The organism is Microcystis sp. T1-4, from assembly GCF_000297435.1.
In the GTDB taxonomy this organism is placed as follows: Bacteria; Cyanobacteriota; Cyanobacteriia; order Cyanobacteriales; family Microcystaceae; genus Microcystis.
In genome coordinates this window covers 14,836-31,469 of the sequence record NZ_CAIP01000128.1, presented here as the reverse complement: position 1 = coordinate 31,469, position 16,634 = coordinate 14,836, and the positions used below count along the sequence as shown (strand labels likewise).

Annotated in this window: 15 protein-coding genes; 8 read left to right on the top strand and 7 right to left on the bottom strand. The window is 45.9% G+C overall.

The features are described from left to right. The first annotated feature begins 272 nt into the window (after positions 1–272). From murD to mdh, 4 genes are all read left to right on the top strand, one after another. A complete protein-coding gene (gene murD / locus MICAI_RS07580; RefSeq protein ID WP_008199904.1) occupies positions 273–1,622 on the top strand; it encodes a UDP-N-acetylmuramoyl-L-alanine--D-glutamate ligase in 1,350 nt (449 codons plus the stop codon). A 273-nt stretch (positions 1,623–1,895) separates the two neighbouring features. Beyond that, the gene (locus MICAI_RS07575; RefSeq protein ID WP_008199902.1) at positions 1,896–4,547 is read left to right on the top strand and encodes a glycoside hydrolase family 10 protein; all 2,652 of its coding nucleotides are present in this window, start codon (positions 1,896–1,898) and stop codon (positions 4,545–4,547) included. A gap of 238 nt (positions 4,548–4,785) precedes the next feature. Beyond that, entirely contained in the window at positions 4,786–5,001 is a 216-nt protein-coding gene (locus tag MICAI_RS07570) for an NAD(P)H-quinone oxidoreductase subunit O (RefSeq protein WP_008199900.1), read from the top strand. 26 nt (positions 5,002–5,027) lie between these two features. Next, positions 5,028–6,005, top strand: a complete 978-nt coding sequence (gene mdh, locus MICAI_RS07565; RefSeq protein WP_008199899.1) for a malate dehydrogenase — start codon at positions 5,028–5,030, stop codon at positions 6,003–6,005. Positions 6,006–6,148: 143 nt separating this feature from the next. On the opposite strand, the gene MICAI_RS07560 is transcribed toward mdh, so the two are convergent. The 5 genes from MICAI_RS07560 to psaM form a co-directional block, all read right to left on the bottom strand. Then, a complete protein-coding gene (locus MICAI_RS07560; protein WP_008199898.1) occupies positions 6,149–7,276 on the bottom strand; it encodes a THUMP domain-containing class I SAM-dependent RNA methyltransferase in 1,128 nt (375 codons plus the stop codon). Positions 7,277–7,580: 304 nt separating this feature from the next. Continuing rightward, on the bottom strand, positions 7,581–7,766 hold the full coding sequence (locus tag MICAI_RS07555) for a hypothetical protein (protein WP_008199895.1): 186 nt from the start codon (positions 7,764–7,766) through the stop codon (positions 7,581–7,583). 57 nt (positions 7,767–7,823) lie between these two features. Continuing rightward, a complete protein-coding gene (locus MICAI_RS07550; RefSeq protein WP_008199893.1) occupies positions 7,824–9,128 on the bottom strand; it encodes a glycoside hydrolase family 15 protein in 1,305 nt (434 codons plus the stop codon). A 51-nt stretch (positions 9,129–9,179) separates the two neighbouring features. Then, complete coding sequence (locus MICAI_RS07545; protein WP_008199891.1) at positions 9,180–9,530, bottom strand: slr1601 family putative cell division protein; 351 nt, start codon at positions 9,528–9,530, stop codon at positions 9,180–9,182. A 155-nt stretch (positions 9,531–9,685) separates the two neighbouring features. After that, positions 9,686–9,778: a photosystem I reaction center subunit XII gene (psaM, locus tag MICAI_RS07540; protein WP_012264462.1), complete on the bottom strand. Its 93-nt coding sequence runs from the start codon at positions 9,776–9,778 to the stop codon at positions 9,686–9,688. A gap of 189 nt (positions 9,779–9,967) precedes the next feature. Here psaM and MICAI_RS07535 point away from each other — a divergent pair, with 189 nt between their 5' ends. Continuing rightward, on the top strand, positions 9,968–10,687 hold the full coding sequence (locus MICAI_RS07535; RefSeq protein WP_008199889.1) for a TerC family protein: 720 nt from the start codon (positions 9,968–9,970) through the stop codon (positions 10,685–10,687). 421 nt (positions 10,688–11,108) lie between these two features. Here MICAI_RS07535 and MICAI_RS07530 read toward each other — a convergent pair whose 3' ends face one another. Beyond that, positions 11,109–12,707: a vanadium-dependent haloperoxidase gene (locus MICAI_RS07530; RefSeq protein ID WP_232306160.1), complete on the bottom strand. Its 1,599-nt coding sequence runs from the start codon at positions 12,705–12,707 to the stop codon at positions 11,109–11,111. Positions 12,708–12,714: 7 nt separating this feature from the next. Between MICAI_RS07530 and MICAI_RS26960 the strand changes: the two genes are divergently transcribed. Together MICAI_RS26960 and MICAI_RS07525 are read left to right on the top strand one after the other, a co-directional pair. Beyond that, positions 12,715–13,110: a hypothetical protein gene (locus MICAI_RS26960; RefSeq protein WP_232306159.1), complete on the top strand. Its 396-nt coding sequence runs from the start codon at positions 12,715–12,717 to the stop codon at positions 13,108–13,110. A 735-nt stretch (positions 13,111–13,845) separates the two neighbouring features. After that, on the top strand, positions 13,846–14,328 hold the full coding sequence (locus MICAI_RS07525; protein ID WP_008199884.1) for a thiol-disulfide oxidoreductase DCC family protein: 483 nt from the start codon (positions 13,846–13,848) through the stop codon (positions 14,326–14,328). Between the two features lie 146 nt (positions 14,329–14,474). On the opposite strand, the gene MICAI_RS07520 is transcribed toward MICAI_RS07525, so the two are convergent. Next, positions 14,475–15,149: a cadmium resistance transporter gene (locus MICAI_RS07520; protein WP_008199882.1), complete on the bottom strand. Its 675-nt coding sequence runs from the start codon at positions 15,147–15,149 to the stop codon at positions 14,475–14,477. Between the two features lie 216 nt (positions 15,150–15,365). On the opposite strand from MICAI_RS07520, the gene MICAI_RS07515 reads away from it, so the two are divergent. Then, positions 15,366–16,628, top strand: a complete 1,263-nt coding sequence (locus tag MICAI_RS07515; RefSeq protein ID WP_039899796.1) for a sulfonate ABC transporter substrate-binding protein — start codon at positions 15,366–15,368, stop codon at positions 16,626–16,628. The last annotated feature ends 6 nt before the right edge of the window (positions 16,629–16,634 follow it).

The window sequence follows — 16,634 nt, the reverse complement described above, 5'->3', positions numbered from 1 at the left end:
CCACGAAAAACTTTTTCAGCAGCCCCTATCTAGGAGTGATCGGGTGGAAAATTCAGGTACTTTTTCCCTGAAAATTAGGTAATTGACCCGCTCAAAATCGCTAAAACCCTACACCCTACACCCTACACCCTACACCCTACACCCCACACCCTACACCCCACACCCTGCCCCCACCGAAAAACTTTTTGCCGCAAACCCTAGTTATTACTCGACCTAATCCACAGTAGGATAGAGATTGCTAAAAATTGACCCTTGAGTAGAGTTGCAACAAGATGGCGAAAGCGGCGATTATTGGATTGGGAAGATCGGGAATAGCGGCGGCAAGGTGCTTAAAACGGGATGGTTGGCAGGTGACATTAAGCGATCGCTCTGATGCTCCCGGTTTACAAGAGACCAAAACCAATCTGGAAAGGGAAGGAATTATGGTCAATCTTGGTCAAAATCTCAGTCTAGAGGCTTCGGACTTGCCCAATCTTATCGTGGTTAGCCCCGGCGTGCCTTGGGATGCCCCGATTTTAATTACTGCCAGAGAAAAAGGCATCGATACGATCGGAGAATTAGAATTAGCTTGGCGTTATCTGCAATCTTCCCCCTGGTTGGGGATTACGGGAACTAACGGCAAAACCACCACCACCGCCCTCTGTGCCGCTATTTTTCAAAAAGCGGGGTTAAATGCCCCTTCCTGCGGTAATATCGGCTATGCTGCCTGTGAATTGGCTTTAAAAGCTGATAAATACGATTGGATTATTGCGGAGATTAGTAGTTATCAGATCGAGTCCAGTCGGGATTTATCGCCGAAAATCGGCATCTGGACAACTTTTACCCCCGATCACCTCAATCGTCATCAAACCCTGGAAAATTATTATCGGATTAAAGCCTCTTTACTGCAAAGAAGCGATCGCCAAATCCTCAACGGGGATGATCCCTATCTGCGTCAAATCGGTGTTAGTCAATGGCAACAAGCTTATTGGACTTCTGTGCAGGGCAAAGAGGCACTTTTGGGCGATCCTAGTCGTGGTGTTTATCTGCAAGATAACTGGATCGTGGCTTTTGGGGAGTTAATTGCCCCGGTTAATCTGCTGAAAATGGTGGGTAGTCACAATCAGCAGAATTTGCTTATGGCTGTGGCCGCCGCTAGATTGGCGGGAATCGAGAAAAAAGCCATTACCGAAGCGATCGCTACTTTCCCCGGGGTTGCCCATCGTCTAGAGTACATTTGTACTTATAAAGGACTAGACTTTATTAATGATAGTAAAGCAACTAACTACGATGCCGCCGCAGTGGGCTTAAAATCTGTCCCTAGTCCGGCGATTTTAATCGCGGGGGGGGAAGCAAAAGCAGGGGATGATCGGGCTTGGATCGCTGAAATTAAGGCAAAAGTCGCCACCGTGCTGCTTATTGGTGACGCTGCCGCCGATTTTGCCCGTCGTTTACAGTCAGCAGGTTATCAAGATTATGAATGTGTAGAAACGATGGACAGGGCAGTTCAACGCGCAGCCGAACTAGCAGCAGCAAAAGAGGCTAAAGTGGTGTTATTATCGCCCGCTTGTGCTAGTTTTGACCAATACCAAAGTTTTGAACATCGCGGCGATCACTTTCGGCAATTGTCCTTACAGTTATAGGGAGATGGGAATTATGAATTATGAATGATGAATTATGAATGGGGGAATGGGGAAGTGGGGGAATGGGGGGATGGGGAGATGGGAATTATGAATTATGAATTATGAATTATGAATTATGAATGGGGAAGTGGGGAAGTGGGGAAATTCAACTAATACCCTAAAATCCGCCTTGCCGACGACTAAGGCGCAATTTTTGTTCCCAAAGATACTATTTTTTGGCTAAGTTGGGTAAGATCAGGAGGAGTTAACCAAAAAAAATTAAGAGAAAAAAACGTGCTGGGATCGTCCTTCCATCTTGATCATCTGTTTAAAAAGCCCCTAATTGCCTGTCTTTTGTCCTGTGTGGGTGTCTTGCTGCCGATCCCAGTTTTAGCGACACCGGTGGCAGTGTTAAAAAGTCAAGAAAATGCCAATCAATGGACAGATATAACCGAACGTTTGCAAAATGTCGGGGTTAATTACTGCATTCTCCAGAGTAATCAGTGGCAAAGCGACACGGATTTAAATAAAATTAAGGTGCTGATCATCCCCAACGTCGAGACTATTTCCGGTTTACAAGCTGATGTCTTGAGCCGTTGGCTGAATCGCGGTGGTAAAATTATCGTCACCGGTCCGGCGGGAAATCTTTCGGAACCCGCCGTGCGCGAGCAACTGCGATCGCTGTTTGGGGCCTACTGGGCCTATCCCCACTCCCAAGCTTACACCCTGCGGCCGACTAATTTAGGTGAACTGAAAAACCAAAAACCTTTAGCCAGCAGTCTCCTCGGTGGTGTGGTTATCCCCACGGGAGTTAATAGCCAAACCGTCGCCGTTTGGGGGGCGCGCAACAATCCCCCCGCCGTTGTCCTCAATAATAACTCGATCTTTCTCGGTTGGCGCTGGGGCAGCGATGCCGTCGCTAATCTCGCCCTCGATAGCGCTTGGCTAGAAACCGCCCTGCAACGCTACGGCATTAATCGCAGTTCTTCTATTAACACAATTGCGCCCTATTGTCAAGGACAATCAACAATAGTTAATAATATTAATAATACACCAACGGCGATCTCGCGTAGCGAGCGCGTTGCGACCGCTCCCCGTCGCCCTCTACCCCCGACTGCGGAAACTTCAGGTAATGAAATGGGGAGATTAAGTGCGAATACCGAGGCAATTCCCCCCAGAGCAAGTCTAACTCCCCAACAAATTAGCCAGATGACGGCGGAATTGCAGGGATTAATCGGACGTTATGGGGCGACTCTCTTAGCTTTAGAGGCCAGTAATAGTAATATATCCAATACTGATAAATCCCTAGCACAAGCATTTCATAATCTTGGGAAAAATTCCCCCACCTCAGATACAGCCAGACGATTCCGTTTAGCCCTAGAAAATGCCCAAGGAGCCTTAAATAATTTTCAGAATTTAATCGCCCAAGGGGACTATACCCAAGCGCGAGAATTTTGGCTACAAGCGCGGCGAAATCTTTGGGATCATTATCCCACTAATCGACAATTTGCCCAACCAGAAATACGGGCAATGTGGTTAGATCGAGGCACGATCGTAGAAGCTAAAAATGAGGAGGATTTAGCTAAAGTATTCGATCGCATGGCGGCGGCGGGTATTAATGTGGTCTTTTTCGAGACAGTTAATGCCAGTTATACTATTTATCCCAGTCAAGTTGCCCCCGAACAAAACCCTTTAACCAGAGGTTGGGATCCCCTAAAAGTTGCCGTTAAATTAGCCCATGAACGCAATATGGAAATCCACGCCTGGGTGTGGGTTTTTGCGGCGGCTAATCAAGCTCATAATAAGGTATTAGAGCAACCTTTAGATTATCTTGGTCCAGTTTTATCCCGTAATCCCGATTGGGGGGCAACTAATAAAAGTGGTGGTTCTTTTGATTACAGTCAAGGCATGAAAAAGGCCTTTTTTGATCCTGCTAATCCCGAAGTACAGAACTATCTTTTATCTCTTTACGAGGAAATTGTCAGGAATTATGATGTGGATGGCTTGCAGTTAGATTATATTCGCTATCCCTTCCAGAATCAAGATTATAATCAAACCTACGGTTATGGTAAATCTGGCCGTTGGTTATTTAAACAAATGACGGGAGTTGATCCCATTACTTTAAATACTGGGGGTGCTTTATGGGAACAATGGACTAGCTTTAAAATCCGTCAGGTTGATACTTTTGTCTCGCAGGTTTCTACTCGCTTAAAACAGATTCGTCCCCACTTAAAAATGTCGGCGGCGGTGTTTCCCCTAGAACAAAAAGAACGATTATATCGGATTCAACAAAACTGGGAAGAATGGGGACAAAATCAATGGATAGATCTGATATTTTTAATGACTTATGCTCTTGATACGGGGACTTTAGAAGAGAAAACCCAGTCTTTATTTGATCGCCAAATTGCGGGAAATGCTCTGATTATACCCGGTATCCGTCTGTTAAAAGTACCCGATCAAGTCACCATCGATCAACTACAATTTATTCGTAATCTTCCCACTTCGGGATTCGCTCTTTTTGCCACAGAAAACCTCAGTACCAACCTGCAAACAATTCTTAATCGCATTCAGGGATCGATAATTACGAAAAAAACCGAACCTTTACCCCACCGTCAACCCTTCAAAACGGCGGCGGCGAGGTTTAATTCCCTGCGTCAAGAGTGGATATTTTTAATAGTGAATAATCTATGGGCAATGGAGGAGCGAACCTTAAAAACTTGGGGGCAAGAAGTGGACGAAATGGCTAATCTATTAGAACAATTGGCTAATAATCCCAGCCCTCGCAATTTTACTTTAACTCAAAATGCCTTAAAGCGATTTAGCTATCAATTTAAATCTGTGATGTCCAGACAAAAAGATTTATCTGTCTATCAAATACAAGTCTGGGAAAATCGCCTCGCCACCCTACAAACTCTCTTAGGTTATGGTCAAATGGTTGAGTTTTAATTAGGGTTTACTGAAAAAGTTTGTCGGTGGGGTTAGGAGAGAGGAGACTCCGAGACAGGAGACAGTATTCAGGAGACAGCTTTTATTTATTCTCCCCACTCCCCAATTCATAATTCATAATTCATCATTCCCACACCCCACACCCCACACCCCACACCCCACACTCTCTTGTCAGAGGCCCGCCGGAATATGTAACAATTTATAGAAGAAACCCCCAAGCAAATTCAACGAGAAAGACATGGCAGCTACAATTAAGAAAGGAGCTTTAGTCCGCGTGGTGACGGGAAACCTAGAAAATAGCCTCGAAGCCTTAGCCAGCGATCGCCGTTTACCTAGTTATATGTTCAACTCGACAGCAGAAGTCTTGGATGTAAAAGATGATTACGCTTTGGTTAAATTCTACGTTCCTACCCCCAGTGTGTGGCTAAAGCTCGAACAACTGGAACCCGCCTGATGAGGATATTGCCTCATCCATAAACCATGGTTGACTTCTACGATACACCCATCCCCTGTCAATCGCCCCGAGTCTCGGTTATTGGTGCTGGTAACGTCGGACGCACCCTGGCCCAACGCATCGCCGAAAAAAACCTCGCCGATGTGGTTCTCCTCGATATCGTCAATGGTTTGCCCCAGGGTATTGCCCTAGATTTGATGGAAGCTCAGGGCATAGAACTGCACGACAGCGAGATTATTGGCACTAATAACTACGAAGACACGGCAGGCTCGGATATTGTCGTGATTACGGCCGGATTAGCCAGAAAACCGGGCATGAGTCGCGATGATCTCATGAATGTCAATGCTAAAATTGTCGTCGAGGCCGCCACTAAATGCCTCCAGTATTCTCCGGAAGCCATTTTTATCGTCATCACTAATCCCCTTGATGTGATGACCTATCTAGTCTGGCAAGCAACCGGTTTACCCCCCCAAAGAGTGATGGGAATGGCGGGAGTCCTCGATTCTTCCCGTTTACAAACCTTTATCGCCATGGAATTGGGGGTTAGTACCGCCGACGTTCATGCCATGGTCTTGGGTGGTCACGGTGATTTAATGTTGCCCCTACCCCGTTACTGTACCGTCAGTGGTGTGCCAATTACCGAATTAATGGACGAGATAACAATTAATCGTCTAGTGGAGAGAACTCGCAACGGTGGGGCTGAAATCGTCAAATTACTGCAAACTGGCGGCGCTTATTACGCCCCTGCTTCCTCTGCCTGTACCATGGTCGAGACGATATTGAGAAATCAATCCCGTTTACTGCCGGCGGCAGCCTATCTCAAGGGTGAATACGGTTTACAGGATGTCTATCTGGGGGTTCCCTGTCGCTTAGGATGCCGGGGTGTGGAAAGTATTCTGGAAGTGCGTTTGACCGATGCTGAACGTCTGGATCTACACACTTCTGCTGCCTCAGTTCGTCAAAATGTTCATTTAGCTCTTGACAGTCTCAAGGTTTTGATGTAGTCAAACTGCCTGCGAATTTAAATTGCTGGTTGAGATGAGGCAAGAGGCACTCTTGCAAGAGGCAACCCCCCCGATGTCGGGGGGCAGGGGGGGCGGGGGAGATTCGGCTAATCTAAGAATAAGCGGCTTAAATGCGTCTTAGCTTAATACAACTCATATTTTAAGAGGGTACAGGGCAAAGAACCGTTATACAAGGGAGTGCGACGGGAAGAACGCAGACCGATTTGTTTAGTCAGTTCTTTGTTTCCCGATAAAATATAGGCTGTCCAACCCTTAAACCTCTGTTTTAAGACATCACCGAAGGATTTATATAAAGCCCCTAATTCTTCGGTATTACCCAATCTTTTGCCGTAAGGGGGATTACAGAGAATAATCCCTCGATCGCTCGTCGGTTCTAAGTCGGTGATGCTTTGCAAGCTAAAATTAATATAGTCCTGCACTTGACAAAAATAGGCGTTATCCTCGGCCTGATGCAAAACCTCGTAATCGGCATCACTAGCATAAATTGGCGCATTTAGCTGAGATTTTTGTTTTTCTTTAGCTTCCTGAAGCAAAGATTGCCACAAATCCGGTTGATAGTCTGGCCATTTCTGAAATCCGAACTGGGAACGAGATAAACCGGGGGCAATATTTAAAGCTTTTAACGTCGCTTCGATGACAATGGTTCCCGAACCACAGAAAGGGTCTAAAAGCGCCATATCATCCTGCCATGCCGATAATTCTACCAAAGCAGCGGCGAGACTTTCTTTCAGAGGTGCGACTCCCATGGCCCGATGATACCCGCGACGATGCAAACTGTGACCAGAACTATCTAAACTAAGCACACAGCGATTTTTCTCGATATGAGCGTTAATTTGCAGGTCGGGATTTTCTGTATCCACAAAAGAACGGGGATTCCCCTGTTGACGCTGTTGGTCGATAATAGCGTTTTTGATGCTTAAAGCGGTGTAATGGGTGTGATTGAGGCGATCGTTCGTTCCCGTACATTGTACCGCTAAAGTTTCCTCACTGGTGAGATAATCGCGCCAATCAATGGCTTGAATGCCATCATACAGTTCCTTCCCATCCCCACAGGGAATTTCGGCAATGGGAACCAAAACCCGAAAAATAATTCTTGACCAAAGATTGACTCGATAGAGTAGGGCCAGATCTCCCTGAAAATGGACTCCGGTGAATACTGGTTTCACTTCTTTGGCCCCTAGGCATTCTAATTCCCTAGCGGCAATTTCTTCTAGTCCCCTAGCGGTAGTAGCAAAATAGGATCGAGTCATTTCAGTTATCAGTTATCAGTTATCAGTTTTCAGTTATCAGTGACTAGCGCCGGTCGTTGGTAGCTTGAAATCAGAAAGATTGGCTCTCTTGAGTTTGGTGGGTAAAATATATTCTAAGATACAGTTGGGCTGGCGGGGGAGTGGAGCGAACCACAAAGACACAAAGGACACAAAGATCGATCGATCGTATATTAAGTTAAACTCATCATACGGGGAATAAGAGAGCCAAAGATTTTAATTTTTATCCCCTTGTAAATTCCCTATCTGATTCGTTCTCTTTCTTTATCTTGCAGGTAGTCAGCGATCAAATCAAGTTAGCGATGGGACTGATCCCAATTCCCAGTAAAGTCAAAACTAGAGCGCCTCCGAAGACAATAACATTAGTGCGATTTTGTATGGTTTGTAAAATTTCCGTTCTCAGGGTTTTATGCTCCTCCATACACACATCGATCGCTTTATTGATATCGGTTTGATTGTTGTTATTAGGCATTTTTTAACTCCCGAATTTATATATAGTTTTAATTTTATCTGGTCAAACGGAATTACACTATTTGCTTAAACTTTTCTTAATTAGTTCCAATGCGATTTGTAAATTAGCCTGTGTCCAAAGGAGAGGAGTGGCATCATTAGGAATATATTTTCCCTGTTCTAGATAGTATAATTCGGGACATTTAAACTCACCCACAGGGGAATCTTTTCCCGTAATTTGTCCGAGAGAACGATTAAAGTAATGGGTTTGTAGGTTGAGGTATTTTTCCTGACCTGTACTCTGGAATTTAATGGCAAAAATGGCAGAAATAATCGGATCAAAAATACACCATTGTGCTTCTTCGCCTAGGTTTAATCCTCTCCCTTGTTCCTGTAACCAATTTTCCCTTTCTGTCGATACGGTGGTGCGGATTTCTGGGGGAATTAAGCGATAGTCTCGACACCAAAAAGAATCACCTAAATAGCGACGAATACCGTAATCTCCCTGAAGGTGAACGATAACATTATTAAGAATTTGATCGGCGATATTTGTCTCCACCACTTGTAAGGGATAAATCAAAAAAAGTAGGGCTGCATCATAACTTCTCGCTTGCGGTACTGGTAGAAGACACTCGGCTGGTAAAATACGGTATAAAGCTTGTTCTCCTATCTCAATTAAGTCCGCTAAAAATGCCGGTGTAATCCTGCGATTTTCGGCCGTGAGATTTATCTCTGTCTCGATTAATAACCTTTTTAATTCGCGTAATCCCGCTACCACAACCCCGATGCTAGATGCTTCTATTTTGCGGGTTTCTTCCCAGTGACCGCTATCCTCATCCTGCCAATAACTAATCGCTTCAAAATATAAGGGGAATAGGGCGATTGTTTCTAAACAATGGGGGGAAAGCTGAACATATTTTTCCCGTGCCAAACGACAATAAAACCAGAGAAAATAGCCAAGGGCATCATTTTGTGCGTGTTGCCAAACTTGGTCAATTTCCGTCAGTGTACGTCCCTCAAAACGAATATGAGGACGTTCCCTGATCTTTTCAGGATTAACTCGACCTTGGATAATATTAATAAAACGCCTTTGGAACTTTTGAAAATAGTTCATCAAAGTCTGAATATTCTTGACAGCGATCGCTGTCTGTCCGATAATATAGTGAGAATAAGCCAGATAAACGTTATCCCTCAGCCAAACATTGGCATATCCGGTGTATTCTGTCTCATTGCTGACTAATGCTGCTGGAAATAAGCCATTTTCCAGCTGGGGAAATCTCAAGACATCATTTTCCGACAAAAACGCGGATAATCTCTGGATATCCCCCAGAGAGTAGCGGTATTTAATTAAATCGAGAATTTTTTCGTTGTGAACAACCAGCATCGGCAAAATACTCAAATAATCTGCTCAAAAACGAATTTATCTCGCTCGATTCTACTGAGAAACCCAAAAAATGCGTCTTTGATTAGGATCCCGTCGGGGACTTTGTTCCCCCATCACTTGCCGCGCTTGACTAGGATCAAAGCTGCGAGTAAATTGACCGCGCAATTGATTAACCCGTTCCTCCTTTTCCTGGGCTGCCAAACGCAGTTCTTCCAGTTTTGCCTGTTGCATCTGTTGGTAGGGTAGCAAACGAGCGATCGCAAAAACTGCCGTGATCGAAAGAGCGCTATAGGCAATAATTCGCAGCCAAATCTCGATAACTTGCCAGTTTTGGGATTTATTGACGCTTTTTGGCTTTTTTCTCGGTTTTTTGTCGGTTTGGTTTCGTGTTCGTGCGGTCATAGATTTATGAGTACAAGTAAAATCGGTGAGAAAGGTGGCTAATTACTTTTAAGTTACACCCAATCACTGATAACTGATGACCGATAACCAAAAAAACCCCAATCGGTCTATCCTATAGCTAGGTCAGACGGGATCAGGGTTTATTGAAAGCGACTTTACTTATAAAGTTCCGTCGCTAGACGAAAAGCCAAAATCCCGGGGATTAAAGCAATTACCAGAGCGACTAAAACTTGAGTATCAGAAAGCATTGCTGATTATCTCCTCATAAAGATATTCATCCAATACTTTCCGACATCATCGGGGTCCTCTGCATCATTTCGTTACAAGACTTCATATCTCCCCACCCCGGTGACGGTTATCTCCCCTAGAAAAGAAAGTTGTAAAAGCGTTAAGCTGAGGTATTGCCATGATTACATTTATTTTTACCTGCGGCCTCAATGTTAGACTCGCTCCTTGATTCATCTCTAACCCTTAGTCTAAAAACCCCGTTAATTCTGTTGGTTCTCATTGCCCTAGAAGCGGTATTATCAGCAGATAACGCCATTGCTCTCGCTTCCATAGCACAGGGATTAGGAGATCATCAGCGTCAACGTCAGGCCTTGAATATTGGCTTAGTTTTCGCCTATATTCTCCGTATGGTCTTGATTCTTACCGCCACCTGGGTGGTTAAATACTGGCAGTTTGAACTTTTGGGAGCAGTATATTTGCTCTGGTTAGTTTTTAATTACTTTGCCTCCCCTGAAGACAAAGACCACACCCATCATAGTCTCCAGTTTCAATCTCTCTGGCAAGCTATCCCCCTCATTGCCGTTACCGATTTAGCTTTTTCCCTCGATAGTGTCACCACCTCCATCGCCGTGGCCGATGATACTTGGTTGATCCTGCTTGGTGGTACGATCGGAGTAGTTACCCTGCGCTTTATGGCGGGTTTATTTATTCGCTGGTTAGAGGAATACACCCACCTAGAAGATGCCGGTTTTGTCACCGTCGGTTTGGTGGGTTTAAGATTGCTGTTGCGGGTGATTAGTCCCGATTTTGTGCCGCCGGAATGGATTATGATCAGTTTAATTGCTGTCCTCTTTGCTTGGGGTTTCTCAAAACGCAACGATCGAGAACCCGTAGAGAGTGATACGATCCCATCTGATAAATTGCCATAAAATAACCCTCAGTATTCAGTATTCAGTATTCAGGAGACAGCCTTGAATCAGTTATCAGTTAAGCTGTTGACTATCTAGGGTTGGTTGAAAAAGTAGGGGCGAAGCATTCGGGCAATAACCTATCGCTGAAACCGTAGATTTTCTATCCGAATGCTTCGCCCCTACAGGATGCCAACCGATCAAGATGCAAGGTTTTTGAGTCACTAGCTTGAAAATCTTGCACCTGCTTCGCCAAAAAAGCCCCAAACCCCTTACCTCGTCAATATTTCACATTTATTCAGCAAACCCTAGATAGGGTTGGCCGAATATTACTGGAAGCCTTCCTAGAAAACAGTTCTGGCACTTTTTTGACTAAAAAAGTGCCAGAGACAAACGTTCCATTGTCAATCATCGGGCCGGAGCCTTAACAACGAACCCGATTTTAAATCGGCTGAAAGACATTTGACGCGACGTAATTGCCAACAGCTAACCCCATTTCAAAAGAATCAATGCAAGCCTCACGGACGTGAACCCCGCCATAAATACGACTGAGGGCATCTTCCATTCCCGCTTCATAGAAACTATCGAAAGTACGAACGACACCAACAAGTTCTTGGGAGACAGCACTAAACACATAGTTGTCACCAAAATAGTTGGTCATGACTCCAGCAAATGCTCCCCCCATGGCGGAATGCCCTGACATATAATCCGGGAAGGGTGGCGAATTAACCCCCATTAATGGTGACAGCAAGGGTTTCCAATCGGGATCGCCCACCGTAGAAGCTAACCCGTCATTAGCCGCAAATCCTCCGGCAATTACGTCATCAGGGCGAGGTTGGAGTTCAGTGTATTTCTCTTTCCAAGCGACGATTACCGCATCCGCCAGCGCGGTATTTAACGCGGCAAATAGACTGGCATCTTTTTGCAAGGTATTGCCGTCGCGCACCGCAATTTCTTGAGCAATTTGGTTTAATTGACCGTAGGGACGGAAGGTATCAGCCCGGTCATAGGCCCAGAAAACAGCCATTTCTGTCTGGTCTGCATTGCGTAAAGTGGTCGTGAGAGTAGTGTTGTTCAAGCCGCCATAGAGCCGGACTTCTTCAATTTCTTGGGCATACAATGTAGGATTTGTGTTGGGACGGCCATCAAGAGTTACATCAATTTGATTTTGCGAGACAAACTGGTCAATGTCGCCAATCGTCCAAGTATCTACTCCCCCCCAGTTCGCACCCACTGCTACCGCAGCAGTCGGGCCCGAGGTTTCTGGTGTCCAGACATAGGCTCCCGACAGCGGAGTGAAAGGCGTATTGTCGTTAGAACCATCATTAGCGCGTAAATTGAGGCTCTGATTGCCTACTAAAATGCCAAAATTAAACCCCCTGCTTTCAGCGGTGGCACTGTCCAGAATCTCCGCCCGAGAATTGGCTACTTGCTGTAAGAACAAGTTATTTTGTCCAGATAATTGAGTAGAGAGAACTCGATAGGCAGCACCAACTACCGCCATCTCCAACGAGGTATTCGCTGGTGCGTTCACATTTACAGCGTAGGAGGGATATAAAGTGTTGAAGGCCTGGACCGTATCATAGACGGCAGTAGAAACCAGCGCCATTAAGCGAGAACCTACTGTCGGCGGAACTCCCCGCCCTGCCTTTCCCTCGGCTTGAATCGCATTTAATGCGATCGCATTCCAGTCGATGACGGCGTTAGTATTGAGTCCCGATACTAATTTACTGGTGACATTATTGGTTTCTACTTGTTCGGCAATTTGGTTATCTGCATCGACTTGAGCAATGAGAAAGTAGGCCCCCGGAGCGATGACTGAAGTATTGTTTTGATACTGCAAGTCTAGGGTGACTGACTGCCCAGCGTTTAGGTTCAAGTTTGTGCTGACACTGGTGAGTAAGGCATCGTTACTGTCAATCTGACCGTCAGTGGAAATGTAGAGTTTGACAGTACTAGGTCCACTGGCGAGCGCCTGTCCTTGATTGGTGACAATTACCTGTGCATTCCCCAGAGCGCCGAAGTCAACTGTACTTGGCAAACTAATCGTGCCAAAACTGCCCACTAAATCTGGTAGTGAGACACTTGAGGTAAAACTTAAGGCAGGACTTGAGGCAGGACTTAAGGCAGGACTTAAGGCAGGACTTGAGGCAGGACTTAAGGCAGGACTTGAGGTAAGACTTGAGGTAGGACTTGAGGCAGAACTTAAGGCAGGACTTAAGGCAGGACTTGAGGCAGGACTTAAGGCAGGACTTAAGGCAGGACTTGAGGCAGGACTTAAGGCAGGACTTGAGGTAAGACTTGAGGTAGGACTTGAGGTAAGACTTGATTTTTGGTTGTCGTCAACTTTTTTTGGTATCTGTTTTCCGTCAGTATCAAGTCCAATTGCACCTAAAAAATCAACTTTGTTCAAAAGATCATTTAAATCTTTTCGGGAGAGTTGATTTAAATTTTTGTCACCGACAGCATCCTTTAACAACTCATCAATCTTACTGGTCGGGTTTGTACTATTTGGTATTCGCTCGTTCTCGGTTACTTTCTTTTGCTCATCGCGGGTGTTTTCTGGCGATGAGTCGGCGGTAGTTACAAGAGTGGTTGACTTCATGGCAATAAGTTAGAAAAGATTATAAGGCATTCAAGACAGAAAGCATGGAAGCTTAACTTGTTGTTGCGCTCCAGCAGCACACCTATGTCACCATCAGTAGAAATTTACAGGTTCACAGTACGAGTACCGCTTGCGGTCGCAACGCGCTCGCTACGCGAGATCGCCTGTCTTTGATGGGCGACCATTACCTGTGTATTTCCCCCATCTGTGTGAAAATAGTCCTAAGATTGGAATCATAAGCACAATTCAAACTTGAGTTTTGCGACACAACTAAGTGATCTGCCTCACACACTTAAGTGATCTGCATCACACACTTTAGCCCAGATAATCCATAAAGTCAATCACTTTTTACGTCTTCAATCATAGATTTTTTTCGATGGATACGATTATAGTCATTTCATGGCATTTTTCTAAAGTCATGGCAGAGATGGTCACTTGCCCTCACACCCAAACCCTGGGAATTCGTTCAAGGAGGAGGTGGGAGAGGGGAGTACTATGTCTGCCACAAATAAAGAAAAATGCTGTCAAACCCCAACCATTCACTAATCACTAAAACGAGAATCCCTAGAAGATCATGTCATCTTTACCGACTCAATCTGCCGATACCTTAGAAAATTCTACTCGATCGCCCTCTTGGAAAATTAAACTCCTCTACGATGGAGAATGTCCCCTCTGCTTGCGGGAGGTCAATTTTCTGCAAAAACGGGATGCTGGGAGAGGATTAGTTGCTTTTGTCGATATTGCCGCCGAAAACTATAATCCGGAGGAAAATGGCGGTATTTCCTTTGCGGCAGCCATGGGACGAATCCATGCTGTACTAGCCGATGGTACTATCATTCAAAATGTGGAAGTGTTTCGCCAAGTCTATGACATTTTAGGCATCGGTTGGATTTATGCCGCTACCAAATGGCCGGTTATTGGGTTTCTAGTGGATATTATCTATGAAATTTGGGCTTCTTGGCGATTAACCTTAACCGGAAGACCGAATTTACCAACAATCTTAGCAGAGCGTCAAAAGCGTCTGGAATGCAACTCATCAAATCGTTGTTCTCGCTGAGTTAAAATCTCCTAACTCTACACCCTACTCAGAATCACCCCTTGGGATGTGATAATTCTGCCTAGGAAATAAATGGTGTTTTATTCTCTCTTCCTGAATTTTGACTCCCGTGGGATCTGGAGATTGGCGTTTACAGGGGGTCTAATTTAGCCGATGGGAATCAACAGGCGATAGGAGCCGTTATCGAGAATAATCCGTAGGCCCAACCACATCAGCACAAAAGGGAAAAGCTTACTCGCATAACGGCTGAGGACAACCGCGATCCCCGGTTGGCGGGTTAGATTATAGGAGAGAAATAACCAAGTACAGACGATTAGATAGCAGATCGGGATGATTACGGCTAACTGCGCCACGGTACTATTGGCGAATAGGGGAATATAGATACCGAGATTATTGCCGCCATTGGATATCGTGACCGCGGAAACTTTATAGGTTTGGCGATCTCTGAGGACTTGAGCGAGGGATAGTCTGCGGGAGGCAAACCCATGAAATTGGGCGTTTCTTCGCAAATTAACCTTGCGATCTGCGGTTTCCCTCTCGTTATCGCGATTTAACGTCAGTAAATTTCTCACACCGATGAGGATCGGCAGCATTCCGAGAAGACCGATATAAATCGGTGGGATGATTAGGCCGAGTAGAAAACCGACCAAGCTAACCAATACCAAGGCCGTAAACCCGACTAGCTCGCCGACGACAACGTGAACCGGGCGAAAGGTACGATTTACCTCGCTAAAGAAGCCGGTTAGATAAATATTGTCGTCGAAGGTGGTGGCTATGCCGGTGGCCACCGCGATTTTGACGATTTCGATCAACCAATCCATCCATACCACCTCGATCTCTCAAATGCGGGCGCAATTTTATTTTGAAACTATATCATTTTCAATACATTTATAAATGTACTTTGTTACACAATCGAGGAGTCGTGGATTTCTATAGTATGTAGATAAAACTAATGGCAGCTATGCCGAGGGAGTTGGGAAACCCTTCCCTCTTGTCCCCTTTATCGATAATAAATCTTGTTTTCTGCGAGAAATCCCATGCTCCACCGTTCGATTAAGTGTCTCTGGAAACCGTGGCGAAATTGCCGGGGAGTTCTTCCCGCGCTGCTTTTTTTGACCAGTCTGGTGGGGAGCTTTCTCCTGGCTCGATTTTCCGACACGAACGCAAAGCGCTCGCTACGCGAGATCGCCGTCGGTCAAAATTCTCCCTCGGATAACCCGATTCTGAACCTCGTCGATAGCTTTAAATTCCCCCGGAATACCACTCCCCGGCTATTAGAGACCGTGGGATTATTTATCGCCGGAATTCTCTTCTGTATCGCGCTCGATCGCTGGTTCAAGCGCTCAACCCCCGACCCTATCACTCCCCTCGCCAAACAAGCGCGGCGGCTAGGAACCATCAAGATCGGCTATCCCGAGGGCATGACTAATCTGGAAGTTCTCCGCGCCCAGACCTTTCTGGAAAGACGCTTAAAACCCTTGGGGGTGACGGTAACGTGGACGAGTTTTCTGGCCGCTTCCTCTCTGATCGAGGCTTTGAGCAACGGAATGATCGACTTCTGTGGTGGTGGCGGTACGGCGAGTATTTTCTCCCAAGCGGCCGAACACGTCTTCGTCCGGGTGGCCAAAGAGAAATATACCGCCCCGAAAGGTCAGGCGATTCTCGTGCCAGAGGATTCGCCAATAGAGACTTTGGCGGATTTAAAAGGAAAAAGAATCGCCTTCGATCGAGGTTCGAGCGCCCATTATGTCCTCATCCGCGCCCTGATGAGAGTGAATCTAGAATTAAGCGATATCGAACCGGTGTATGCGACTCAACCGGAAGCGCTGGTGCTTTTCCGTCGCGGTGAGATCGACGCTTGGGTGGTCTGGGTTCCCTATTCTCCCACGGAGACGCGCAGCTATCCGGGAAGGTCGTTGGCCGATCTAGAGAGTATCTTTGGGGAAAACGCCTCTGTAGAAGTGCCGACCTATTATTATGCGGTTCCCGAATTGGTGCGGGATTATCCCGATGTACTGAAGGTGATTTTAGAGGAGGTGAACGAGGCGGGGGCCTGGGCCAAACAACAGGAGTTAGAGGCGACGAGACGCTTGGCAGCTCACCACGAGATCGATCCGGCGATCGTGGCTAATCTCGAACAAAGGGCCTCTGAACGTGCCATTATCCCGATCGATGATCGCTCTCTGACGGCCCTACAACACCAAGCTAATATCTTCCGAGACCTGAAGCTGATCCCCCATCGGGTCAATGTGCGCGACGGAACCTATACCCTACAGACAAAACAAAATTGGACATATTAACCGGAC